General features: G+C 46.1%; 22 protein-coding genes and 1 tRNA gene. 9 read left to right on the forward strand and 14 right to left on the reverse strand.

Annotation, left to right across the window (positions count from 1 at the left end):
• Positions 1 to 18 precede the first annotated feature (18 nt).
• The 3 genes from QUB16_RS20795 to QUB16_RS20805 form a co-directional block, all read right to left on the reverse strand.
• The gene (locus QUB16_RS20795) at positions 19 to 222 is read right to left on the reverse strand and encodes a hypothetical protein (RefSeq protein WP_333318996.1); all 204 of its coding nucleotides are present in this window, start codon (positions 220 to 222) and stop codon (positions 19 to 21) included.
• Between the two features lie 19 nt (positions 223 to 241).
• On the reverse strand, positions 242 to 1,999 hold the full coding sequence (locus tag QUB16_RS20800; protein WP_333318998.1) for a serine/threonine-protein kinase: 1,758 nt from the start codon (positions 1,997 to 1,999) through the stop codon (positions 242 to 244).
• Positions 2,000 to 2,293: 294 nt separating this feature from the next.
• Positions 2,294 to 2,536: a hypothetical protein gene (locus QUB16_RS20805; RefSeq protein WP_333319000.1), complete on the reverse strand. Its 243-nt coding sequence runs from the start codon at positions 2,534 to 2,536 to the stop codon at positions 2,294 to 2,296.
• A gap of 67 nt (positions 2,537 to 2,603) precedes the next feature.
• On the opposite strand from QUB16_RS20805, the gene QUB16_RS20810 reads away from it, so the two are divergent.
• The 3 genes from QUB16_RS20810 to QUB16_RS20820 all read left to right on the forward strand — a co-directional run bounded on the left by QUB16_RS20810 (position 2,604) and on the right by QUB16_RS20820 (position 4,961).
• Positions 2,604 to 4,034: a form I ribulose bisphosphate carboxylase large subunit gene (locus QUB16_RS20810; RefSeq protein WP_333045238.1), complete on the forward strand. Its 1,431-nt coding sequence runs from the start codon at positions 2,604 to 2,606 to the stop codon at positions 4,032 to 4,034.
• A gap of 136 nt (positions 4,035 to 4,170) precedes the next feature.
• Positions 4,171 to 4,581: a RuBisCO chaperone RbcX gene (gene rcbX / locus QUB16_RS20815; RefSeq protein WP_333258351.1), complete on the forward strand. Its 411-nt coding sequence runs from the start codon at positions 4,171 to 4,173 to the stop codon at positions 4,579 to 4,581.
• Positions 4,582 to 4,625: 44 nt separating this feature from the next.
• Positions 4,626 to 4,961: a ribulose bisphosphate carboxylase small subunit gene (locus QUB16_RS20820; protein WP_190745620.1), complete on the forward strand. Its 336-nt coding sequence runs from the start codon at positions 4,626 to 4,628 to the stop codon at positions 4,959 to 4,961.
• Positions 4,962 to 5,041: 80 nt separating this feature from the next.
• Here QUB16_RS20820 and QUB16_RS20825 read toward each other — a convergent pair whose 3' ends face one another.
• From QUB16_RS20825 to QUB16_RS20835, 3 genes are all read right to left on the reverse strand, one after another.
• On the reverse strand, positions 5,042 to 5,680 hold the full coding sequence (locus tag QUB16_RS20825) for a restriction endonuclease subunit R (RefSeq protein ID WP_333319002.1): 639 nt from the start codon (positions 5,678 to 5,680) through the stop codon (positions 5,042 to 5,044).
• 244 nt (positions 5,681 to 5,924) lie between these two features.
• Positions 5,925 to 6,158 carry a hypothetical protein gene (locus tag QUB16_RS20830; RefSeq protein WP_333319004.1) on the reverse strand — a complete coding sequence of 78 codons (234 nt, stop codon included), beginning with the start codon at positions 6,156 to 6,158 and terminating at the stop codon, positions 5,925 to 5,927.
• A 10-nt stretch (positions 6,159 to 6,168) separates the two neighbouring features.
• Positions 6,169 to 7,392 carry a hypothetical protein gene (locus tag QUB16_RS20835; RefSeq protein WP_333319006.1) on the reverse strand — a complete coding sequence of 408 codons (1,224 nt, stop codon included), beginning with the start codon at positions 7,390 to 7,392 and terminating at the stop codon, positions 6,169 to 6,171.
• A 220-nt stretch (positions 7,393 to 7,612) separates the two neighbouring features.
• Between QUB16_RS20835 and QUB16_RS20840 the strand changes: the two genes are divergently transcribed.
• A complete protein-coding gene (locus QUB16_RS20840) occupies positions 7,613 to 7,882 on the forward strand; it encodes a hypothetical protein (RefSeq protein WP_333319008.1) in 270 nt (89 codons plus the stop codon).
• 127 nt (positions 7,883 to 8,009) lie between these two features.
• On the opposite strand, the gene QUB16_RS20845 is transcribed toward QUB16_RS20840, so the two are convergent.
• Positions 8,010 to 8,384, reverse strand: a complete 375-nt coding sequence (locus tag QUB16_RS20845; protein ID WP_333319049.1) for a hypothetical protein — start codon at positions 8,382 to 8,384, stop codon at positions 8,010 to 8,012.
• A gap of 561 nt (positions 8,385 to 8,945) precedes the next feature.
• Between QUB16_RS20845 and QUB16_RS20850 the strand changes: the two genes are divergently transcribed.
• Both QUB16_RS20850 and QUB16_RS20855 read left to right on the forward strand, forming a co-directional pair.
• On the forward strand, positions 8,946 to 9,428 hold the full coding sequence (locus QUB16_RS20850; RefSeq protein ID WP_333319009.1) for a hypothetical protein: 483 nt from the start codon (positions 8,946 to 8,948) through the stop codon (positions 9,426 to 9,428).
• A 123-nt stretch (positions 9,429 to 9,551) separates the two neighbouring features.
• A complete protein-coding gene (locus QUB16_RS20855) occupies positions 9,552 to 10,145 on the forward strand; it encodes a Uma2 family endonuclease (RefSeq protein WP_333319011.1) in 594 nt (197 codons plus the stop codon).
• A 75-nt stretch (positions 10,146 to 10,220) separates the two neighbouring features.
• On the opposite strand, the gene ruvC is transcribed toward QUB16_RS20855, so the two are convergent.
• Positions 10,221 to 10,754: a crossover junction endodeoxyribonuclease RuvC gene (ruvC, locus tag QUB16_RS20860; RefSeq protein WP_333246280.1), complete on the reverse strand. Its 534-nt coding sequence runs from the start codon at positions 10,752 to 10,754 to the stop codon at positions 10,221 to 10,223.
• A gap of 94 nt (positions 10,755 to 10,848) precedes the next feature.
• Positions 10,849 to 11,964 carry a magnesium chelatase ATPase subunit I gene (gene bchI, locus QUB16_RS20865; protein WP_333319013.1) on the reverse strand — a complete coding sequence of 372 codons (1,116 nt, stop codon included), beginning with the start codon at positions 11,962 to 11,964 and terminating at the stop codon, positions 10,849 to 10,851.
• 357 nt (positions 11,965 to 12,321) lie between these two features.
• Here bchI and QUB16_RS20870 point away from each other — a divergent pair, with 357 nt between their 5' ends.
• Complete coding sequence (locus QUB16_RS20870; RefSeq protein ID WP_333319015.1) at positions 12,322 to 21,348, forward strand: PA14 domain-containing protein; 9,027 nt, start codon at positions 12,322 to 12,324, stop codon at positions 21,346 to 21,348.
• A gap of 250 nt (positions 21,349 to 21,598) precedes the next feature.
• Here QUB16_RS20870 and QUB16_RS20875 read toward each other — a convergent pair whose 3' ends face one another.
• From QUB16_RS20875 to QUB16_RS20890, 4 genes are all read right to left on the reverse strand, one after another.
• Positions 21,599 to 21,976, reverse strand: coding sequence for a type II toxin-antitoxin system VapC family toxin (locus tag QUB16_RS20875; RefSeq protein ID WP_333246219.1), 378 nt, complete (start codon positions 21,974 to 21,976; stop codon positions 21,599 to 21,601).
• Positions 21,966 to 22,220: a type II toxin-antitoxin system ParD family antitoxin gene (locus QUB16_RS20880; protein WP_333246217.1), complete on the reverse strand. Its 255-nt coding sequence runs from the start codon at positions 22,218 to 22,220 to the stop codon at positions 21,966 to 21,968. Before QUB16_RS20880 ends, QUB16_RS20875 begins: the two co-directional genes overlap by 11 nt.
• Positions 22,221 to 22,367: 147 nt before the next feature.
• Positions 22,368 to 22,526 carry a hypothetical protein gene (locus tag QUB16_RS20885; protein ID WP_333319017.1) on the reverse strand — a complete coding sequence of 53 codons (159 nt, stop codon included), beginning with the start codon at positions 22,524 to 22,526 and terminating at the stop codon, positions 22,368 to 22,370.
• 20 nt (positions 22,527 to 22,546) lie between these two features.
• Entirely contained in the window at positions 22,547 to 22,678 is a 132-nt protein-coding gene (locus tag QUB16_RS20890; protein ID WP_333319019.1) for a hypothetical protein, read from the reverse strand.
• A gap of 200 nt (positions 22,679 to 22,878) precedes the next feature.
• Between QUB16_RS20890 and QUB16_RS20895 the strand changes: the two genes are divergently transcribed.
• Both QUB16_RS20895 and QUB16_RS20900 read left to right on the forward strand, forming a co-directional pair.
• Positions 22,879 to 23,262, forward strand: a complete 384-nt coding sequence (locus QUB16_RS20895; RefSeq protein ID WP_333319021.1) for a DUF4339 domain-containing protein — start codon at positions 22,879 to 22,881, stop codon at positions 23,260 to 23,262.
• A gap of 111 nt (positions 23,263 to 23,373) precedes the next feature.
• Entirely contained in the window at positions 23,374 to 23,640 is a 267-nt protein-coding gene (locus QUB16_RS20900; protein ID WP_333138405.1) for a hypothetical protein, read from the forward strand.
• Between the two features lie 112 nt (positions 23,641 to 23,752).
• Here the strand turns inward: QUB16_RS20900 and QUB16_RS20905 are convergent.
• A tRNA-Phe gene (locus QUB16_RS20905) sits at positions 23,753 to 23,825 on the reverse strand.
• Positions 23,826 to 23,853: the final 28 nt, after the last annotated feature.

Consider the following 23,853-nt stretch of genomic DNA (forward strand, 5'->3'; position numbering starts at 1 on the left):
TTCCTTTTATCTTTTGTCCTATTCTCTCATACTTTTTCTCTGAGTATTTCTACTTATTGCATAACTGAGATGCTCCCACAAGAAATCCGTTAATCTATCAACAGCTCGATCGCGCGATTCGGCTTTGGCTAGATTGGGGCTGCTGAGGACAAGGGCGATCGCCACAGCACCAACCATTGAAAATCTTGAGACAGACTTAATTGATAACCACTCGATTAGCATAGTGATTTGGTGTTAATTCCTACTTCCAGCCCAACCACCGGAGCACGGGCACAACTAAATAATGACTAACTCCCAAACAAAGCCCGATCGCACTTCCCAACAAACCAAAAAACACAATTGAGCCCCAAACTTGCAGCCAGCCGAAGGTAACGTTAGACAGTGACAAAATCCCAAAGAAACTCCCCGGAAAAATGTTCCACGCATTCAGAAACAGAAACATTCCCGTAGAGAAAACAGCCACTACCAAAGCGTGAACTAATTGATGACTCCGCAAACCCATTCCCACAGTCATAGAGGCGATCGCAAAAGCTCCCAAAATAACCCCCTGCACACCACTAGAAGCTGTTGCTTCCATCCAGCACAAACCCGCCAACAAATAGCCCTGAGCTCCCATTAATCCAGACAGCCAATACTGTTTTTGCTGGCGAAAACTCCCCGCATCCGTCAAACCGATCGCAGTTCCGAACCCCGCAAATCCAAACAGCAGCACTTCCGGCCCCACAGCGAAAGTCATATTAGGAATTAATTGCTGCAAACCTTCATTTAGAAAACTGGCAATTTCCGGGCCAATAGGCGAAGCATAACCCAAAACCAAACCGCCGATCGCCCCCGCACTTCCACCAACGGCACCCAGCACCATTTCCCAGCCTGTATCCAGAGAAGCTACCACGATTTGGGCGATCGCGCCGAACAGCACAACCATCAAACTTCCCGTTTTTTGCGCCCCCGCCACCACTACTTGCCGGCAGAATTCTACAATAGCTTGACCCATTGGGGCGATCGCGATTTTGCCCTTACTCCTAGCATAAATCTCCTGCAAACGCGCCCGAACATCGCCAGCAGTCGCCGGACGTTCCCGCACGTTCGATCGCACCATATCGTCCAACAAATTAGCCAAAGGCGGACTCACAGATACAATGTGGCGCCACCGCAACTCTCCCGTCATCGGATCTTCAATTTCCGCCGGATACTTCCCCGTCAGCAAATGAATGCAAGTCCGCCCCAGCGCATAAAAATCCGTCGCCGGCACTACACCGCCTCCCACAATTTGTTCTGGCGGACTGTATCCGGGCGAAATCAACCGCGTCGAACTCGGAGAATCTTTCCCCACCGGTTCGACACCGCCCATGTGTTTAACTCCCCCAAAGTCGATCGTCACCAATTGCAGTCCGCCCAAACCCTTGCTAAGCAGAACTTGGGGCGATTCCGGGTCTCGCAGCATCAAATTTGAGGGTTTAATGTCGCGGTGAATAATCTGACTCCTGTGCAACTCCTCCAAAATTTCCACAGCTTGACTCAGCCAACTAAACACCCATTCCTGCGGACATCCTTGAGGGTGCTCGTCGAGAACCTCTTCTAAAGTTTTGCCGTGAATCTTTTCCATTACCAAACAAGGCAGCTGCTTCGCCGCAGGATTTCCCTCGCCGCCTGCAAAATTTTGCGTTTGGACGTGAAAATAACCGTCAGCATCCACTCTAGGGACGCCTGGGTGCTGCAAATGGGCCAAAACCCAAGCTTCTTGCTCGAACAGTTTCAGCGCTTTCGGGGCAGTTTCGAGCAACACTTTCAGGACGCGCTCGGTTTCAGTTTCTTTGTCCCAAACTGTGAAAATTGCTGCAAAACCCCCGGAAGCGAGGCTTTCTAGAGGCACATAGCGATTTTTTAGCTGCAGCGGAGCCCCGCAACTATGACAAAAATTGTTGCCCCAAGTCTGAGGGTAGGGCCTTGGGCAATCTGGATTGATGCAGTGGACGGCTTTTGAAGGGGGGTGAGGCACAACCAGAGTAAAAATGGGGCTAAATATCCATAGTAGACTTACGCGCCGCTAACGCAGAAACCCGGTTTTCAGCCTGGTCAAATGGCTGTAACGACGGATTGGGTTTGAGAGCACAAGTCCTGTCCATATTATGTGCTATGCTGTCGATTTTTGACTTCGCGGTCTGGAAGTCACGGGATTTTAGATTTTGGATTTGGGATTTTGGATTGCATACTGGATCACAGTTGAGATCGATCTTAACTCCCAACCATAACTTTAGGTATTTCTAACTACTTCCCCCTTGCCGATTACCCCTTACCAATTCTGATTTTTAAGTATTAAATTCTTTACATAAATCGTATTGAACCGCTGTTCTGCTCGCTGCACCATATCTTTCGCGCGATCGAAATCCCCCCCCACTCTGCGATCCCCAGCCTTTCCTCCTGCATCCTTCGCCACGGGAATTTCATAAGATATGTTACAAATATTTTCGGAATGTAAAGCAAAATAAACAATACTTATGATGATTAAAAGAATATTAAAATTGGAGAGTGACACTTTGTTGATATATTTTTAACAGCCTGCGATCGGGCAAAAAAATTAAGCGAATACTAGGAAGCGAGATATGGCTTACGCGCAAACCCAAACTCAATCAAAGGCTGGGTATAAAGCCGGAGTTCAAGACTATAAACTAACGTATTACACGCCGGACTACACGCCGAAAGATACAGATATTTTGGCTGCCTTCCGCGTCACACCGCAGCCGGGAGTTCCCCCAGAAGAAGCAGGCGCTGCTGTGGCTGCTGAATCTTCTACAGGTACATGGACGACTGTTTGGACTGACCTCCTGACCGACCTCGACCGCTACAAAGGTCGCTGCTACGACATCGAACCAGTTCCCGGTGAAGACAACCAATATATCTGCTTCATTGCTTATCCTTTGGATTTGTTTGAAGAAGGTTCCGTCACCAACTTGCTGACCTCTTTGGTCGGTAACGTGTTCGGTTTCAAAGCTCTGCGCGCTCTGCGTTTGGAAGATTTGCGGATTCCCATCGCTTACCTGAAAACCTTCCAAGGCCCTCCTCACGGTATTACCGTTGAGCGGGACAAATTGAACAAGTACGGCCGTCCTTTGCTGGGTTGTACAATTAAGCCCAAATTGGGTCTGTCTGCTAAGAACTACGGTCGTGCAGTTTACGAAGTTCTGCGCGGCGGTTTGGACTTCACCAAAGACGACGAAAACATCAACTCGCAACCGTTCATGCGCTGGCGCGATCGTTTCTTGTTCGTTCAAGAAGCTATTGAAAAAGCCCAAGCAGAAACCGGCGAAGTCAAGGGTCACTACCTCAACGTAACTGCCCCTACCTGCGAAGAAATGATGGAGCGGGCTGAGTTCGCTAAGGAAATCAAAACCCCCATCATCATGCACGACTACCTGACCGGTGGTTTCACTGCAAACACGACCTTGGCCAAATGGTGCCGCCGCAACGGTATTTTGCTGCACATTCACCGCGCCATGCACGCAGTTATCGACCGTCAGAAAAACCACGGTATCCACTTCCGCGTGCTTGCCAAGTGCTTGCGGATGTCCGGCGGCGACCACCTGCACTCCGGTACAGTTGTGGGCAAACTCGAAGGCGAAAAAGGCATCACGATGGGCTTCGTAGACTTGATGCGCGAAGACCACATCGAAGAAGACCGCAGCCGCGGTATTTACTTCACCCAAGATTGGGCCTCCATGCCTGGTGTCATGCCAGTTGCATCCGGTGGTATCCACATCTGGCACATGCCAGCCTTGGTTGAAATCTTCGGCGACGACTCCTGCTTGCAGTTCGGCGGCGGCACCTTGGGCCACCCTTGGGGTAACGCACCTGGTGCAACTGCTAACCGCGTTGCTTTGGAAGCTTGCGTCCAAGCTCGTAACGAAGGCCGCAACTTGATGCGCGAAGGCGGCGACGTAATTCGCGAAGCTTGCAAATGGTCTCCTGAACTGGCTGTTGCTTGCGAACTCTGGAAAGAAATCAAGTTTGAGTTCGAGGCAATGGATACCCTTTAAGGATTTTTGGTTTGAGATTTTAGGTTTTAGGTCGCAAACTTGCTGGGAAGTCTTTATCTTTGAAGAAGATTTACAAGTAAGTTTGCATCCAAAATCTAAAATCCAAAATCTAAAATTTGAGGGGGCTGGGGTCAAAATGGATCTCAAACAAGTTGCGAAAGACACCGCTAAGGTGCTGGCAAGTTACCTAACCTATCAATCCGTGCGGATGGTGGTCGCTCAGTTGAGCGAAACCAATCCTCCTCTGGCAATCTGGTTGAATGAGTTTTCCACTAAGGGCAAAATCCAAGATGGAGAAGCTTACATTCAAGAGTTGCTTTTGGAAAATCAAGATTTAGGCTTTCGGATCATGACTGTGCGAGAGTATCTGGCTCACGATGTGACAGAATATTTGCCAGAAATGGTTTGTACTGGCATTCAACAGGCGAATATGGAACACAGACGCCAGCATTTAGAGCGAACTACGCAACTTAATTGGTCTGTTTCTAGCAGTAATCCTGAAACATCAATAGATTCTGAACCGAATCTGGATAATTTGTCGAGTTAATCGATCGACAAGTGCGATCGAACACACACCTTAGAGATACAAAAATGAAGACTTTACCTAAAGAGCGTCGTTACGAAACTCTGTCCTATTTGCCCCCGCTGACAGACGCGCAAATTGCCAAGCAACTGCAGTACATCTTGGATCAAGGCTACATTCCCGGCGTAGAATTCAACGAAACCTCTGCTGCTGAAATGCGCTACTGGACTTTGTGGAAGTTGCCTTTGTTTGGTGCTCGCAGCGTCCAAGAAATCATGGCTGAAGTTCAAGCTTGCCGCCAAGAAAATCCTAGTTGCTACATCCGCGTCATGGGTTTTGACAACGTGAAGCAATGCCAAGTGCTCAGCTTCATCGTCCACAAGCCTAACACCAGAGGCTACTAAAAAGTATTGGCTGGCTAATCTAACTTTTAGGTTAACAGTCATTGCAGATTTGAGGCGGAGAATTTTCTCTGCCTCTTTTTTTATAGTTTGCAAATAGCTTTTAACACTTGCAGCAACAAAATTGAAGAGTCGGACTCCATCAGGTTTAGCAAAGGCATTAGGTGATAGGTTGGGTTGTGGCCCCCCTGAATATTGACGAACTGATAGTGCATTCCGTTGGTTGTCAAACCCCAGATTGTGTCTTGATACTTTAAATTTTGATAAGCATAGGTTAGCAATTGGGATAAACCCATCAATGCGTTAATTCCAGAATTTTTACTTTCAATCACCAAAACCCAAAAATATGTATCGCTTCTGATGGGTTTTAATTTGTTGACAGCCAAGATATCAAAGCGTCCTTTAATGATAGTATCTTCATCTTCAATGCTAATTTCGGCGATGTCTTGTTCTAAACTAATTTTAATCGGGCGGCGGTAGAAGCCAGCCAATCGCATTAGGGGAAAGGTAGTCAGAGCTTTTACCAGTCCTTCAGAAACTCGATCCGTTGAAATGTAGTCATCGAAATCATCCCTAATTTGTATAAGTTCCTGCTGTTCGTGTTCTGTGATATCTTCAAGGGATAACAGAGAGGTAAAGGAGTTCGTGTACTGCTTTTGAAAGCCGAACAGACGGTGTACTTCTGCTAATGTTAGGTTTTTGGCATTAATAGTTGTTGTCATGTTTGAGAGGTATTTAAGTTTTAGCTATAATTTTAACATAGAGATTGTGATAGTCAATTTCTACCATTCTTAGGAACAGGCAAGATGCCTGTTCCACAACATATCAAGTTTCTTGTGGGGTATGCCGGAGAGCCGGCCCATATTATTAGGAACAGGCAAGATGCCTGTTCCACGACATATTAAATTTTTTGTGGGGCGGGCATCTTGCCCGCCCATGAAAGTGACAAAAGGGATAACTGCGAACCTAATCTATCCTTTCCATCACAATTCCATCAACTATTTCATAACCCCAATTAAAATGTCGATTTGCCAACTGCTCGGCCATGTCATACTCGCCCAAATTGCAGAGTTCAACTAACTTTTGATATCCTGCATCTCTTTCTCGCTGCAATCTTGACCGCCGCAGTTTTTCTCTCTCTTCCTCAGAAGGATTTGGTCGCTCTTCTCCCAGCGGATTAATATCGCTAACTCGTTTCATATTCGCCTCATTAAAAAGGGATTGATTCGACTATTTCACCGTCAACTATTTCGTAGCCCCATTCTGGGTTTGCAGCGATTTGTTTTTCAACAATACTTCGGCCCAGAGGAGTTTGGTAAGCTTTTTGCAAAGAGGAAATACTGGGGATTTCGGCGGCGGTTGGCGATTCTATTCCTGCAAGTTTTGGCGCTTCTGGAATCGAGTCAGATGTCGATTGATTGAGAGCAAATTGAGGTGCGATCGCCCCTAACTTCCGCATAACGCTATCCTTGGTGATTTGCGGTTTTTCGTTGAAGGAAGACGGCAGATATGGTGTGTCAACGCCCTGCTGTTTTGCTTTGAGTGCATCATCAGCAAGGCGATCGCACTTTCGCAAAAATCCCTCCCACAAATCTTTGCCCAAAACCGGGTTTCTCAAGTCAGCACGGGCTTTAGAGACTGCTGCTTCCAGCGGTTCGCCTTTGTGCACGTAATACTGAATTCGCTCCTCTTCAAAAGCAGGATAAGGCACTTCTGGCTCGATTTCCCAATCCCGCTGGACTTTCTGACTTTCTCCTAAAGGGATTCCGGCGATAAATTCATCCCAGAAAGTCGAGGTTAAGCCTTTTGTCATGCTGTCAATAATTTTAAATGCCCATCCCGAAGGATTGCCAAATCCTAAATTACGCTCTTGAGCATATGCTTCTAAAGCTCGCTGAAAGTTGTGCAGTTTTTCTTGGGAATTCCAAGGGCCGCTAAATCGGTAATTCGGGGTGACAGCAACGGCTATTTGCTGGCGGGGTTGCCCGAAATATTTGTCGGTTTTAACTACATGATTTGGGGGTGATGTTTCGGGGATTATTTCTACAGGGTGATTGTTGTTTTCCCGGGTTGTCTGTGGTATAATTCCGGCAGGATTGGATGTCCAAAAGTGATTGAGTTTTTCCTCCAAAGCGTCAATGTCCGCCCAGAGTTCTAGGGTGTCCGTGTGGGGATTTTGTAGTTTTTCTTTCAGGAGCGATCGCACTTTAAGCAACCGTCTCGCGAGTTCCTGTTCTTCCTGATTTAAACCGGTGGCTTTTTCTATTTCTGTGCTGTTAGTTTTTACCCATTCGCCGGAGTTGGACTGTTGTGATTGCCATTGCAATAATTGGCACAGAAAAATACTGGCTGTGACTCCGCCAGTGATTTTGGCTAGTTTGGGATAGTAGATGGCGGGATTTCCGAGATTTCCTAAAAATATTCCTATTTTCATTTTTTATATTCCTAATTCCCTTGAATAGTAGGGTGCTCTTCGGCGCACCTTACCTCGACTAAACTAGCATTGAAAAACTTAAGATTTTCTTTAAACTCCTGTCTATTCCTGACTGAATGGAGTTTCTAGAGTAAAAACGGGGATCGCTTATTCGATCGCCTGATTGACAGGAATCAGTTAAGCGTAATAATAAATTATTTACTGTACAGCTCCTCCCAAAATGAATCCAGAACGCCAAGAGGCTTATTTGAACTTAATCGAGCGAGTGCTTACCTGTCCCAACGGCCAAGAACCAGAAGTTTTGAGTTCCTGTTCTGATTTAATTGATGCGGGTTTTGTGCAAATGCTAATCCAGATATCGGCTTCAATGGCGCGCGCAGGTGACGAAGATACTGCTAATTTTTTAGTACAACTTGCTCGTTTGCTGGGGAAATCTTTGGGTTTGTCGCCGGATTTGGTGCCGGCTGGGTACAGTAGTGCAAAGGGGTAGAGAAAAAGTGCGTTAGCGAAGCCCTCGAAGAGGATCGCCTCGTTGTATCATGTTTTGAGAAATGAGGGCGATTCCCTACCCTTGGGGATAGCTTCGCTTCACCTAATTTTTAAATGCAGCGATGGCTTTACAGTTTATATTCTAGAGGTTCGCAAAACTCATTCACCCCAGTTTTAAATACATAAATAATCACCGAAGTCACCAAAATATCAGGGCAAATTTTTGCTGCGACTAAATCTCTAAATGCTGCATTCAATTGTCCGTCTGTCAACTCTTCTTTAACCTCAGATTGGCAGATAGCAACGCGGCATCTTTTGGCCAATCCGTCTAACCAATTTTCTGAGATATTCGGTTCTTGTCCGGCTTGAATTGCTAGAGATATCGCTGCATCTTCGATGTTACCTTCGCAATCTTCGATTGCGTCTAGGGCTTTTAGGGCTTCGGGATATTCGGCTAATTGCGATCGAAATTGGGCAATTTGTTGTGAGGTAATAATTACCATATTATTTTCCTGTGTTTTCGGCTTGGGGATAAGCTTAGCAATTAAAGTTGCTATTATAGCATTTTTTTTGAGGTTGGGATTGATTGTTTGAATTTTATCACTGGTGCAATAGTTCAATGTGGTTGAAACCCCCGTCTCATAGCGGAGTCCGACGAGGGTTGAAACCCCCGTCTCATAGCTGAAGTCCTCTTGCATAGGACTGATGAGAAGGATTTAAATGCTAATTAATCATCTTCACAATGTTAGATTGCGATGTGGCGAAGTCCGACGATGGTTGAAACCCCCGTCTCATAGCTGAAGTCCTCTTGCATAGGACTGATGAGAAGGATTTCACTGGTAATTAATCATGTTCAAAATGTCACCCTTAATTAACATTGTGCACATCTTCAGTCCTCTTCAGAGGACTTTCGCTATGAGACAGGGGTTTCAACCCCTGGCGGACTATGGGACTAACGACAAATCCGAATCGCCTTTTCAACCCCTGACGGACTATCCGACTGACGACGAATCCCGGCAATTGTTGCTACAATCAAAAAAAACAACCGCCTCACCATCTCACCAATGTTAGATAAAATCTGGCGATTCCTCAAACAATTAATTCAGCGGCTATTGGGTACGACTCCCCCGAAGATTCAACCGACACCTCCTCAACCGCGGCCAACTTTGACTGATGCGGAATACGAGGCGAAGTTGATGGAACTTCTCGAAGGGGTGAATGAGGGCTGGGGAAGAGGCGATGTTGTGGGATTCTTAATCGCCAAACGGATTAAAAATGGTGATTTGGCGGCTTGGTTGCGGAGGTTGGCGACTCGATTCTTGGAGGGCGAGAACGGGGGCATCTCAATGAAAGCAGCCCACCTAGAAATTGGAGTTTTTAGGCAGGAGGCTCTCTTGCTGCGAGGAAGAAGGAAAGAGGAAGAAGGAAAGAGGCAGAAAAAGTGTTTTTACAAATATGAGATGCTCCCCCAACCCTACTCCCTACCCCAAAATCAACTATTTGTGAAACAGGCCGGAAAACCTATTCTTCAAAATGGTGCAACATAGGATTGATTCAAAACAGAGATTCTCAAGAAAAGGGCGCTAAAATAGATTAAGCGGCGATTGAAATCGCTTCTACACATACAACAAAGTCCGCCTTCCCGGACTGAAGAGAGGAAAGATAATAAAATGACAACCATTATTTTAAACTTAGATACTGTCGAACTAACAGACGAACAGTTTTACCGTTTATGCCAGATGAATCGAGATTGGCAATTTGAACGGACACCTAAAGGAGAAATCATTATTATGTCACCCGTAGGCGGAGTCAGCGGCAATCGAGAAGCCTATTTAATTACAGATTTGGGCTTGTGGAACCGTAAAACGCAGCTAGGGAGAGTGTTTAGTTCTTCTACAATTTTTCGCTTGCCTAATAATGGCTATCGAGCTCCAGACGTGGCTTGGGTTAGCCTAGAAAGATGGTCTGCTTTAACAGCAGAAGAACAAGAGAAATTTCCGCCAATTTGTCCTGATTTTGCCATAGAATTGCGTGAAGCGAAGCTATCCCGTAGGGAATCGCGCCCAGACCCCCTGCGGCCGCTTCAGGAGAAAATGCAGGAGTATCTAAACAGCGGTTTACGCTTGGGTTGGTTAATTAATCCTCTAGACGAAAAAGTGGAGATTTATCGCCCTTCTCGCCAAGTAGAGATTGTACAATTTCCTGTAAGTTTATCGGGAGAAGATGTCTTGCCCGGATTTGTGCTTAATTTGCCCATGATTTGAACGGGAATTAGGAATCGGCGATTGAAATCGCTACTACACAAACCAAGTCCGCGCAACGCGAGACTAAAGATTAGATTAAATTTTTCCTGTTTCCAACTCTATTTTCTTCGGACAAATATCATCATCGTACCAACCAGTCAAAGCCACCGCCAAAGCATCCGCCGCATCGTCGGGTTTCGGAATATAACCCAACTCCAACTCCCGCGCCACGGCCTCTTGCACTTCGGATTTATCTGCATTACCGCGGCCGGTCAAAGCTTGCTTAATTTGAGCCGGCGTAAACTCGAACAGCGGCACTCCACACTGCGCCAATACTAGGGTCAAAACGCCCCGCGCTTGCGCTACCAGTATGGTATTTCCCATCTTGTAAAAGAACAGTTTTTCGGCAATTGCTATATCAGGTTTAATCTGTTCAATTACCTCGTGCAAATCGTCGTAAATTGTTTTCAAGCGCTGTCCCATTTCCTGTTTTGGCGTTGTTTGTATGACGCCGCAATCAATCATGGAAACGCTGTTTTTATCTTGTTTGCCGGGGACAATTTGACAGGAAATTGCCCCGTAGCCAAGATTTGCTAAGCCCGGATCTAATCCTAAAATTCGTTTTTCCATTGCCAGAATTAGTAATGGGAAATGGGAATTAGGTATGAAAATTTGGGAAGGTTTCATCACCACCAATTACCCATTACCCATTACCAATTACCAATTACCCCTCAGTTGTTTCTAGGCCGAATACCCGATCGAACACTTTAGTCACTTTATACCCCGAATCTATTGATTCTAGCGGGTCTTTCCGCAACCGGTGCCGCAAACACAGAGTCATCACCCGGCGAATATCGTCCACAGTCACCTCTGTGCGACATTCCAAAGCCGTGAAAGCTTTCGCAGCCCGATTCGTCACCAAATCGCCCCGCAGCCCGTCTACGTCCAATTCCGCGCAAACTTGGGAGATTTTTACCCGCAACTCTCGATCGATAGTTACCGATTTCAACCTTTCCTGGGCTTCCACCAACTTCTGCTGCATATCATCTTGTTCGCGCTGATATTTCGCGAGAAACTCCGGCGGATTTTGGTCAAAACTCGATCGCTGTTCGACAATTTCCACTCTTAAATTCGGGTCTTTTACAGTCCGAATTTCTGCGTGCATCCCGAATCTGTCCAGCAACTGCGGCCGCAATTCTCCTTCTTCTGGATTCCCGGAACCGATTAAAATAAACTTAGCCGGGTGGCGGATCGAAATGCCTTCTCTTTCAACAGTATTCCAACCGCTGGCGGCGGAGTCGAGCAAAACATCGACTAAATGATCGTCGAGCAAATTGACTTCATCAACGTACAGAATGCCGCGGTTAGCTTTAGCTAAAAGGCCTGGTTCAAAAGCTTTAACACCTTCCGACAAAGCTTTCTCGATGTCGATCGTACCGCAAACTCGGTCTTCGGTCGCGCCCAAAGGTAAATCTACCATTTGGACTTTTTTGCGGGCGATTTTAATGTCATTTTGAGACATCGTGCGATCGCGCACCTCATCACTCATCAAATCTGGATCGCTGGGATGACTGTTAAAAGGATCGTCAGCCACCACCTCAATTTCCGGCAGCAAATCAGTGAGGGCGCGGATTGTGGTAGATTTGCCAGTACCTCGATCGCCCATAATCATCACCCCGCCAATTTTAGGATCGATGACATTCAACAGCAGCGCCAGTTTCATCTCCTCCTGCCCAACAATTGCAGTGAAGGGAAAAACAGCGCGGCGGGCTGCGGTAGCGGTAACGGTTGGTAGAACGCCCGCATTTAGGGTATTGCTGACTTCGGCAGTAGGACTCACAGGATAACTCAAAATATAATAATTGCTTGTTTATTGTAGGGGATAAGGGATTGTCTGGGGCGATCGCACTTGTAGGGTGCACGCGAAGCACAAAGCCACTTCAACACCTAAGCGCAACTAAGCTTTTCTGTATTTGCATAGCATCTTTGGGCGGGCAGGATGCCCAACCCCTACTCCCCACAGGAGTTTTAAGCAAAATCACCAGTAAATTAAATGCGGGTAGATTGCAAATTTTGGGCGATCGGGCAACCCTAATGTAAACTTATGTAACGATTCACCGCGCTTCGCATAAAAACCTCAACTTCCCCCAGATAGATAATTAAGAGCATTTTCAACCAACTATTTTTCAGGGGTAGTATGACTGAACTTAACATCGGGGCATTGACTGGCAGCACAAGCTACACAGGTAGTGTTGACACTACAAATATTTTTGACCTTTACAAATTTAACATCAACAGTCCGGGAAGTTTCCAATTGTCGATCGACGGTTTGAGCGGGAATGCCGACGTATTTTTGTTAAACTCTAGTGGCGAAACCCTTTACAGTTCCACCAACGCGGGAACCGAGGCAGAAAGAATTAGCGCTGACAGCTTAGTAGCCGGAGACTATTCACTCAAAGTCAAAGCTTCGCAAATCAGCGGCGACATCACATACACGCTGAATTTAGTACCAACTAGCACTCAAAAATCATCCGACGCAGACACCCTCACTGGTGCAACATCAGATTCTTCACTTCCCTCAAACAGCGCCGAAACTTCGGAAAAACCGACTGCAAACATAGATGTAATTACAGGAAGTGCTGTTGATGAAAAGACTGTCACCGCAGAAACAACATCAACAACTACCGACAAACCAGTCACTACAGACTCCGAAACAACTCTCACATCTGAACCGGAAGAACCTATAACAACGAGTGAATCTGCGGCAGAAATCACCTCAACAACTACCGAAAATTCAGTCACTACAGACTCCGAAACAACTCTCACATCTGAACCTGAAAAACCTATAGCAACGACTGAAGCAGCCACAGAAATAACCTCAATAACTACCGACAAACCAGTCACTACAGACTCCGAAACAACTCTCACATCTGAACCGGAAAAACCTGTAGCCACGACTGAATCTGCTAGCGAAGAACTGCCAACAAGTGAAGAGACTACATCAGCGGGGGAAATCGCACAAGACAAGCCAACCGATTCGGCAATTTCAACCGCAGAAAAACCCAGCGAAACTGTTGCCACAAACAATTTAAATAGCACAGCCACCACCAAAACAGATGCAGTTGCAGACGAAACTGTTGCTACTCAAGAACCAAAAGCAGGTGAGACTTTAGTTGCTATTTCCCCAGATGCCAGCAAGCCAGGGGACGAAACAAATACTGACACCAGCGACGGGGAAGAAACAGAGAAAGAGAATTCAACTACTACAGTAGCAACAACTGAAACAAAAAAAGAACCAGAACAGACTACAGATAAAAAGTTAATTTCTCCCTTTACATCGGGGGTATTTACTACAGATCAAACTGGTCGCGTCAGTGTAGACTACACATTTGATGGTGGGATGTTCCAAGGTGAGTTAGCTATTTTCAGCTTAGACGATTTAGAAAAATTTGAACCAGGTTCGGAAGCATTCATTAAAGAAGTAGCTGCGCGTTCTTTAAGTAACTCGGTGAAAGGTCATGTAGTGATTAATGATGCTACAGAAGGTGCGCGGTTTTCCGGTTTCTTAGGAGAGAGTAATGCCAACGAAGGAGTCTACCTAGGAGTCAAGAGTTTTGCCGTAACTGCTGGGGGTAAATATGGGGTGATGTTAGTACCCAACGGTAGTGTCAAATTCGTCTATGATAATCCGACTGTTGGCGGCGAGCAACGTCCTTTATTTTCTATGGCAATGGCGAATCCTGTGGAGGGATTTCACTTTGGTCAAATTGCGGATATAACCGGAGAAGGTAACACCTTTATCATGGAGGATATGCGGTTAGATGCCGGGAGTGATAGGGATTACAACGATATCATTTTCCAAGTGCGGGGTGCGACGGCAACAACTGCTTTGGTGGATAGTGTGATTAACCCCGATAAAGAGTGGCGGAAAACTGATTTGGGCAAGGCACTTATTGCTTATGCGAAACCTTACATTACCCCGGAACCAAAACCAAATGTAGATGCTGAATTATCCGATTTACTTGATGATTTAGAAACGGAAATTCTGAATCCATCAACTTCAGATATAGAGACTCCACAAACTCCAGCGCCTGCCACTACTACCGACGAAGATACTACTGATGCAACCCAAGTTGAAACAACCGACAAAGTAGATGCAAAGCCTACTACTCCAGCGGTGACGACTGAGGAAGAAGTCAAAGATACTGCGAATAATTCTGGTGATTCGACTCAGGTTGAAACTACGGATCAGGTAGATACAAAGCCTACTACTCCATCGGTGACGACTGAGGAAAAAGTCAAAGATACTGCGAATAATTCTGGTGATTCGACTCAGGTTGAAACAACCGACACAATAGATACAAAGCCTACTACTCCATCGGTGACGACGGAGGAAGAAGTCAAAGATACTGCGAATAATTTTGGTGATTCGACTAAGGTTGAAACAACGGATCAGGTAGATAAAAAGCCTACTACTCCAGCGGTGACGACTGAGGAAGAAGTCAAAGATACTGCGAATAATTCTGGTGATTATACTCAGCTTGAAATAACCGACAAGGTAGATACAAAGCCAACAGCAGGTGCGACAAATACACCAACTTCGGGCAAAGATACTGTGGCGGATTCAACGGGAAAATTACCAGTTGAGAAAACGCCTCTTTCCGTAGCGATAACTGAGGTAAAAGACAAAGTTACCGAAGCAGCAGCAACGCCAACTTTGCCAGCCAAATTTAATGGTGAGACGGAAGTTGCTGCAACGACACCAACGGAAAAGGTAGAGACAAACTCCGAAGTTTTGCCAGCGGAAAGTCAGGCAAAAGTAGAGACAAACTCCGAAGTTTTGCCAGCGGAAAGTCAGGCAAAAGTAGAGACAAACCCCAAAGTTTTGCCAGCGGAAAGTCTGACAAAGGTAGAGACAAAATCGGAAGTGTTGCCAGCGGAAACTAAGGCGAAAGAGGAATCGAATCCGGCTTTACTAACGGACGTACATACAACTGAACCTATTAAAGTTGTTGTAGCCGCAAACCCTATAGAGTCGGTGAAGGAAATTCTGCCCACGAGGGCGGTTGAGAGTAAAGAAACTGCTGAAGATAAGCAGCCGTCATTGCCGTTGACAGAGACTGAGAAAGCTGAAATATCCACAGTTACTTTGGCTGAAAGTAGTGTTTATTCAACGGTGAAGGAAAGTCAGCCAACAGCGACTGTTGAGAGTCAAGAGACTGCGGAAGTTAAGCCTTCATTGCCCCTGCAAGAAACTGATTGGGAAATTTTGGAATTGACGACTGCTAACAAGAGTGAAGAGTCGCAGACGAAGGAAATAATTGCCGAGACTCCGGCTGTTAGTGATGTGGTGATTCCAAAAGAGTCTTTGCCGAGTTGGCCGATAGTTGATGAATCAACAGAGGATGATTCCGCTACTGTTGAAAATCCCCAACCATCTATTGATGTTTTTCCCACGGGTTCTGAAGTAGATTATTCTATTTCGGCCAATTTGATAGCGCGATTGGAAAGCATGAAACAAAGTTTGACTAACTTGGGAAGTGCCGACGAGCCGGGTGGGAATAGCAGCAACGAGACTTTGATTGCCCGTTTGGAAAGCGTGACTCAAAAGTTGATGATTTTCAATGAATCAACTACTGTTTCCGATAAGATTGTGGCTTTAGTCGATCGCCTGGAAGAGACTGTCGATCGACTAACCATACCGCCCATCCAGCCACCATTACCGTCGATTGAGACAGCACAATTCGATTTTTCTGCTGCCGATCAGCCGATAATCGGAGTCATTGACACGGGATTTGCTGGCAACAATCCTGATATTGACTACTCGCGAATTACTTGGGGACAAGACAGGGTAGATGGCGATGCTGACTCCAGATTAGAACCTGGTAAAGGCAACGAACATGGCACTCATGTTTTAGGAATTATTGCCGCCACTCAAAACAACGGTGTTGGTATTGACGGCATTAATGAAAAAGCACCTATTTGGGCTGGAAGGGCGATCGGTTCTGGAAAATGGGCAGATTCATTAGTTGAATATGTTGATTTTGTCAAAGCTTCCGGGACAAAGAATGCAGTCATTAATTTGAGTATGGATCTTACTCAAGTTAATCCCGATGGTACGACAACAACTCGCTATGAATTTACGCCGGAGGAAAGAAGTGCGATCGAATATGCTCGTCAAAATGGAGTAATGATGGTAGTCGCGGCTGGAAATGACGGTGGCGTAATGTCTGCCTTGGGTCAAGCTTCCCAGGAATTTGACAACATTATTACTGTCGGCGCTGCGGAACGAGTTAATGATGAAATTGCACTTTCCAAAGCTTACGATCGCACAAATTATTCCAGCTACGGTCAAGGTTTAGATATTTTGGCACCGGGAGGAACTGTTCAGCATCCAGAGTTATCCACAGTGGGTGATGGTGTCGGGACAATGGCCGGAACATCGGTAGCGACAGCGAAAGTCACGGGTGCTGTTTCGCAAGTTTGGGCGGCAAATCCAAGTTTGAGTTATCGCCAAGTAATTCAAATCATCAAGGATACAGCTACTGATTTAAAGACTCCCAATTGGGATGGCGAGACGGGTGCTGGAGTGGTAAATTTAGAAGCTGCTGTCGCTTTGGCTCTAGCTACGATACCGCAAGAGTATGACGTATCAGCAATGTTAGTTCCTGAAACATGGAGTGGTGAAGGGAAGGTAACACCTAGCGAACGAGCGGCTGCTAGTCCCTTGTGGCCCACTGTCGAATCAGCCAACTTTTCTGCTTGGGTAATGCCGACTAATGGTGCAAATGTGCGATCGGGCCCCGGAACTAATTTTGCGATCGTGAGTGTCTCGCCTTATCAAGCAACTATCCAATTTGACGGCTGGACTTATGGGGAGCGCATTCCTGACGAGCAACTAGGAACACCCGATGAGCGGTGGTATCGGATCGCAGGTACAAATAACTGGATGGCAAGTGCAGTTGTTTTCGGGAATGCACCCGGATCTACCCCGCTACCACCTGTTCAAGCGCCGCCACAACCTCTCCCCCCTGCCCTTTTACCCGGACAAGGAAAAGTGCCAGCTAATGCAGGCTCGTTTATAAAGACAGTAGTCAGCAATCAAGTAACCACTCACTACTACCAGAACGGATATTTGATGGTGCAGCCAAATGGGCAGCAAAGTTGGTACGCTTTGGGTTCGAGTGCGTTGCCATTGCTGCCAGTTCCGGTTCCAAAGCCCGTTACAGTATTGCCGTCGCCTCACGGCAGCACAGGGGGGTGGCAAGTGCAATTTTGGAATAACAAAAATCTCTCAGGTAATCCAACTTTTACTCGCGCCGAACCACCAGGAGAATTGCGATTTTCTGCTGGAGGAGTTCCATCCGGGACTATTGGAATTCCTGCGGATGGCTTTTCAGCCCGCTGGGAAACCACTAGCAATTTTGAAGGCGGTTTTTATAACTTCATCAGTCAGGCAGATGATGGCGTGAGAGTTTACATTGATGGTGTCAAAGTTGTTGACAAGTGGAAAGACCAAGCTGCTGCTCGCAATGATGCTTTTGTCGCCGTACCGAAGGGTCAACATAAAATAGTTGTCGAATACTTTGAAAATGCTGGAAATGCAGTTAATAACCTGCGGTGGGAAGCGTCAAATATTCTGAAAAATTGGACAGGTGAATTGCGTCCAGTCGGTTACGATGGCGGAGCAGTTCACGACACTTATCTCAACAGCTATCAGCGCAATGGCGGCATTTCCAAACTTGGCTATCCGATTAATAAAGTCCATCCTTGGACCCAAGGCTACACTCAAGATTTTGAGGGAGGCTCTGACGGCAAAGGCGCGATTATGAAGTCAAACGCCAACGATAATTCTTACTGGGTTGGCAACGATTTCTGGACAACCCTTTTAGCAACTGGCGGTGCTGACGGTATTTTAAAATATCCGACTTCTGACCGTTACTTCACTAAGTCTGGCCAACGACAAAATTTCCAAGGGGGTGCCATTCTCAAGTCTAAAAACGGAACCTTCCCTATCTTTGGCGGGATGGCTGGAAAATATTTCGAGCTCGGAGCAGAAAACAGCTTTCTGGGATTCCCCACTAGCGGTGAAATAGGTCTGGGTGACGGTTGGATTATTCAGAATTTTGAGAGAGGTTACATTCTTTATAAAGAAGGAATGCCAACCATTGCTTACAATACTAAGGCAATAGAAAGCTTGCCACCAGATAGCGGTCATGGTAGCACTTCGGACTGGCACGGTCAGTATTGGAACAATAAGAATTTAGTTGGTTCTCCGCAGTGGTCGCAATACGAACAAAAAGGTGAATTGCGGTTCGCGGCTGGTGAAGGGGGGCCGCCCAATACCAGAGGAATTAAAGAAGATAATTTCGGGGCGCGTTGGATTACCACTAGCTATTTTGACGGTGGCATCTACAACTTTATCAATCAAGCTGATGATGGAGTACGGGTTTATGTGGACGGCAAACTGACTATTGACAAATGGAAAGACTCGGCGTTTGAAAAGAAAACAGCTTTTGCAGCTATTGAGCCTGGATACCATCAGGTCATGGTGGAGTATTTTGAGAATGGTTCTGCGGCCGCTAATACGCTGAAGTGGGAACAAGCAAATCCTCCTAAAGAATGGGCTGGTGAGTTCTATCGAGGGAAGGATCTAAATGATAACAACTTCGCTGGAAATCGCGGTGGCGGAACGAGTTTCTTAGATAAAGATTGGGGAAATAGCCATGAAGCGGGCGTGCCCATTGGTGACGACGATTTTTCAGATCGTTGGGCAACAACTCGCTATTTCGATTCGCCGGGAATTTACAAGTTTACCAGTCAAGCCGATGATGGTGTCCGGGTATGGGTGGATGATAAGCTGGTCATTGATAAGTGGGGCAACCAACCATTTGTTAGCAATGAGGTGCTAATTTCGCTGGATAAAGGTCATCACAGAATTCGAGTCGAGCATTTTGAAAATGCTGGGATTGCAGCGAATAAGCTGAGCTGGCAGAAGTTACGATTTTTGCCAATACTCGGCCCAGGTGTCATCGGTTTAGTTCAACAGGAACCTTGGGTGGCTGAGTATTTCAATAATCGAGATTTGAGTGGGGCACCTGTTGTAACTCGCGCGGATCGTTCTGCTACCCCAGGATTGAGTTTAAACTGGGGTGAGGGCAGCCCTGACAGCCGAATTCAAAGGGATAATTTCTCATCGCGACTGACAACTCACCGACAATTGCCTGCTGGCACTTATAAGTTCAAGTTGCAAGCTGATGACGGGGCGCGATTGTATATTAATGGTGAAAAGGTTATTGACCGCTGGAACAATCCGCCTTTTAACGGTCACGAAGTAGAAATTACTCTCCCGGCTGGACTGCATACGCTGCAAGTCGAACACTCGGAAGATGTCGCACCAGCTTATCTGAATTTAGATTGGGATTACTCTCCTAATAGCCCTAATTACCCGATCGATCCTGCTTTGCAGTCTGCCTACAATAGTTTTGCAACTCAGTTAGGTACAAGCGCGATCGGAGTTGCGATTACTCAGTTACCGCCGAATCCTTTGAGTAATAAAATTCAGGAATTCCGAGGTACTTTGGGGCGGGGAGCTTTGTTGAAAGAAGCGGGAAGTTCCACTGTTAGCTATGTGTTCGGCAAGTTGTGGGAGGCTTATCAAAAAGCTGGTGGTTCTAATGCTTTGGGTTATCCTTTGTCTTCTCAAAAGGATTTGGGCAATGGCGCTTATGAGCTGGATTTGCCAAATGGGAAGCTGTTCTGGGCACCGGGAATGACGAATCCCACTTACTACGAATATTTCAACAACCGTTTGACTATTCCTGCTGATAGTTGGCGGGGTGAATATTTCAATAATCGGGATTGGGCAGGAAGTCCTGCTATGGTTCGCGGTGATAGTCCTTCAGCTAGTAATTTGCATAAAGAATGGGTGCTTGGTAGCCCTGGGCCTGGGGTGCAAGCTGATAATTTCTCCGTGCGCTGGACGACGAATCGACCGTTTGACCGAGGAACCTATCGCTTTGTCGGCAACCACGATGACGGTTTTAAAGTGGAAGTTAATGGTCAAGCACCCATTGACAAAATGATAGAAGTGGCAACACAGACAACTGGTTATGGAACTTTTACTCAACCCGGTCAATATCCAGTGCAATTGAAATATCGGGAGTATGGTGGGGGTGCAACGGCTCAACTTCGCATGGAGAAAGCTTCTGATTTTGTTGTCGGTCTTGAAGCTAACAATAACCAGAGCATAGAATTGCCTGATGCTTTTAATAAACATGGGGGCTATGACCGAGTTGGTGTGCCCACTAATAACGTTCATTTGTGGGGTAATGGTTATGTCCAAGATTTTGATGGCGGGGCGAATGGTTGGGGCATTCTGATGCGCCGTCACAATACGACAGTCTTCTATTATGTTTCTGGCAAAATCTGGGAAGCTTACCGTAACACCGACAACGGTGCCCCCGGTTGGTTAGGTTATCCCACTAGCGATCCTTTTCAGGAAGGAGGAGTTACTCGTCAAAACTTTGAAGGGGGTTACATTACTTTCAATGGTCAAACAGCAACAGTCCACCGTCCTACTCCGCCTGTGCAGTCACAACCCGATCCAGGTGTAGGTGGAGGTGGAAAATATTATCCTGAGTTGTCTTCTTTCAGTGACAATAAATGGGATATACAAAGCGGAGATGATAATCAGTTCCGCTCAGATTCGCCATTTGGTGGCGGAGATCAACGCTGGAAAACAGATGATGCAGTCAGACAAGTTTATACCGATCTTTCCAACGATGTTTTTGGGTATCGCGTTCCCATGACCACAGGTTATGCCTATGACCAAAGCTATTACTCAAGTAATGGAACTTGGCACGCAGGGCTTGATATGGGCGCAAGTAATGGGGCTACAATTAAAGCTGCCATTGGAGGAACAGTTGAGTGGATTAGTGGCTCAGGCGATGGCTACGTTTTTGTAGGAATTAACTCTGATGATGGTCGTCAATGGGTTTATGGTCATTTGAAATCTTCAAGTGGTTTATGGCGGGGTAAACGAATCAATGCTGGTGAAACTGTGGGTTTAGTAGGCTGGTACGGTGGTGCGCCACATTTACATCTTGAAGTCGAAAACGGTTTTGCTTATGGCGGTACACAAGGAGCTATGACAAACCGAGGCATATTACTAGGTGTTACTGTAAGCCCACTTATGGCTTATTGGCAGTGGCGAAACCGATAGTAATGTATTCACAACTAAGTTTGGATTTAGGCCTATCGCACTTCCTCCTTTACCTAAAAGAGCGATCGCCCTTTGCCCAAACAAAAGAAACCGGGTTTTTCAGATCGCCTTTGCCTATACACCGATATCTTGTGCAAAAACCCGGTTTCTGAACCCCCAAGCGATCGTCCTTGTCGGATAAAAAGAGCGATCGCTTTTTTGCCACAAATGCGATCGCCCTTTACTCCTTTTTCTCAACCAAGGGCAATCGCTACCAATTAATTACCGTTAAAATAGTTACCTTTGCGAACTCTCGATCGGCCGTCACCAAACTTGCTGAATTTTGGATTGCCATTGCTGCAATAACCGCATCCGGTAGTTTCAAGCGATGTTGCTGGCGAATTTCAATGATTTTCTCAATCAAAACAGCATCCATCGCCACTAAACCAAGAACCTCCACTCGTTGCAGAAACTGCTCAAAAATCTGACGATCGTCTTGAGTCAACCCCGGAAATACCAGAAACTCAATTTTGCTAATAACTGAAACTCCGATCCAATCCGCATCTTTAAGTAATTCAATGAGTTGAATATTCCCTTGAAGCAAAGCAACGATCGCATTCGTATCCAACACATAGCGATTACCACTCATCGCGTAGATTCCTCTGCATTGTTACTGCATCTCCCTGCCAAGTTAATCGCCCCACCAAATCAGAGAAATCATAGCTAGGTTTCTGCTTCTCCTCTGATGAAACCGGATTCAAAACAACTAAAATTTCCCGTTCTTTTAGCAATCGTAACCCAGCCAGAATAACTTCAGAAGCAGATGAGTACCTACCGTTTTTGACTGTTGATTGAACAAACTGCTCTAGTTCAGGAGTTAAGGATATATTCATGATGTTGAGTCACCTATTTGAGTCAACTACTACCCCATAATAACAAAAATTATCAAATTTTGTTATTTAATATTTTTTGCGATGGGAAGATTTTGCGATATCCTTGCTTGTAAGTGCAGATTAGCGATCGCCCTTAGTTCCTCTTTCTCAAAAAAGTGCGATCGCCCTTTTGGAATTTGTCAACAAGTGCGATCGCCCTTTCTTGCTTTTTCTCAACCAAAGGCGATCGCCCTTTTGGAATTCGTCAACAAGGGCGATCGCTCTTTTTGATATGGAAAAGTCGATATCTCTTTTGTTCTGAGTCAAAAAGGGCGATCGACTTTTATTTAAGCTGCCACGATTGCCGGACTCGGAGGCACTAAATCTTCTTCTTGGCAATACTCAAGGTAGCTGGATCTCGCTTCTTTAGCATTGGCGATCGCTTCTTCATAAGTTTTCCCATAAGTACAGGGCTGCATTGCAATTGTTGCAAACTCTGGCAGTGTTACCAAATACAGTCCATCCTCTTGTGACCATTGAATTAATAAACTCTAGCGGTAATTCATTCCTCTGATTCCTCTGCTGAAGAATTGTTTCTAACTCTTGAATTGCTTTTTTTAACAAGTTCTCCAAATACAATGGTGTATCCTCAACACAAGAAGAGATTTTAGGATCTGCTGTGGCGCTAGTTTGGGTGGCGGTGTGGCATTTCTGGGGGTGGCCGGGGGAAGTAGAAATTGCTAGAGGTAAGCCGGAGGCTAAGAAAAAGCGATCGCCCAATTCTAATTCAGCCTCTCCTAATCCGGTAGAACAAGAACTAAATCAGCTCAAAGCGACAACTGGAATGAATCGGATGAAGCCTGTGAGACGATCGACCCAGCCAACTCCTGAAGTTGCTCAATGGTATGTGTTTCGCAGCGGTGAAGCCAAAGGGCCCTATACCAAATTGCAATTATGGGAGGTTCAGGAAATCACAGCCCGAACCAAAGTGCGGCGCGGGGAAGCCGAGTGGCAGCGCGGCGGTGAAATTCCAGAATTAGCGTCGTACCTCACTCAAAAATAAGACAGTACACGTCACCGCACGTCGATCGGCGCTTAAGACGATCGCGCTGCCCAGAAAGTAGCGCTATTCTTAGAAAAGGGATTTGTGTCAGCGAGACTCCCGGAGATTTTTATGAATATTACTTTGAGTCCTGAGCAGGTGAAATTGATCGAAGCGCAATTAGCATTGGGGCAGTTTAGCTCGCCGGAAGAGGTGATTACAAAAGCCCTCCAGACTTTGACTCAAACACGCCAGCATTATTGGGAGTGGGTGGAGGAGGTGCGCTCTTCGGTGGAGGAAGCGGAGGCGGAACTATCGCGGGGTGAGGGAATCCCCTTAGAGACTGCCATCGAGCAATTACAGGAAAAGTTTCGCAAGGCACGAGAGGTTCAGGGATGAGCCGATGCTTTGTCTCTCCAACTGCAAGCCGAGACTTGAATGCCATTGGTGATTATTTTGTTGGCTCAAGTTTATATAAAAAAAAGCCCTCAACTTTGTGAGGGCTTTGCGATGCCAGGAACGAGACTTGAACTCGTGACACGTGGATTTTCAGTCCACTGCTCTACCAACTGAGCTATCCCGGCTTGTTTTTTCGCGCTTTACTATCTTAGC

Source organism: Microcoleus sp. D3_18a_C4, from assembly GCF_036702415.1.
Taxonomy (GTDB): domain Bacteria; phylum Cyanobacteriota; class Cyanobacteriia; order Cyanobacteriales; family Microcoleaceae; genus Microcoleus.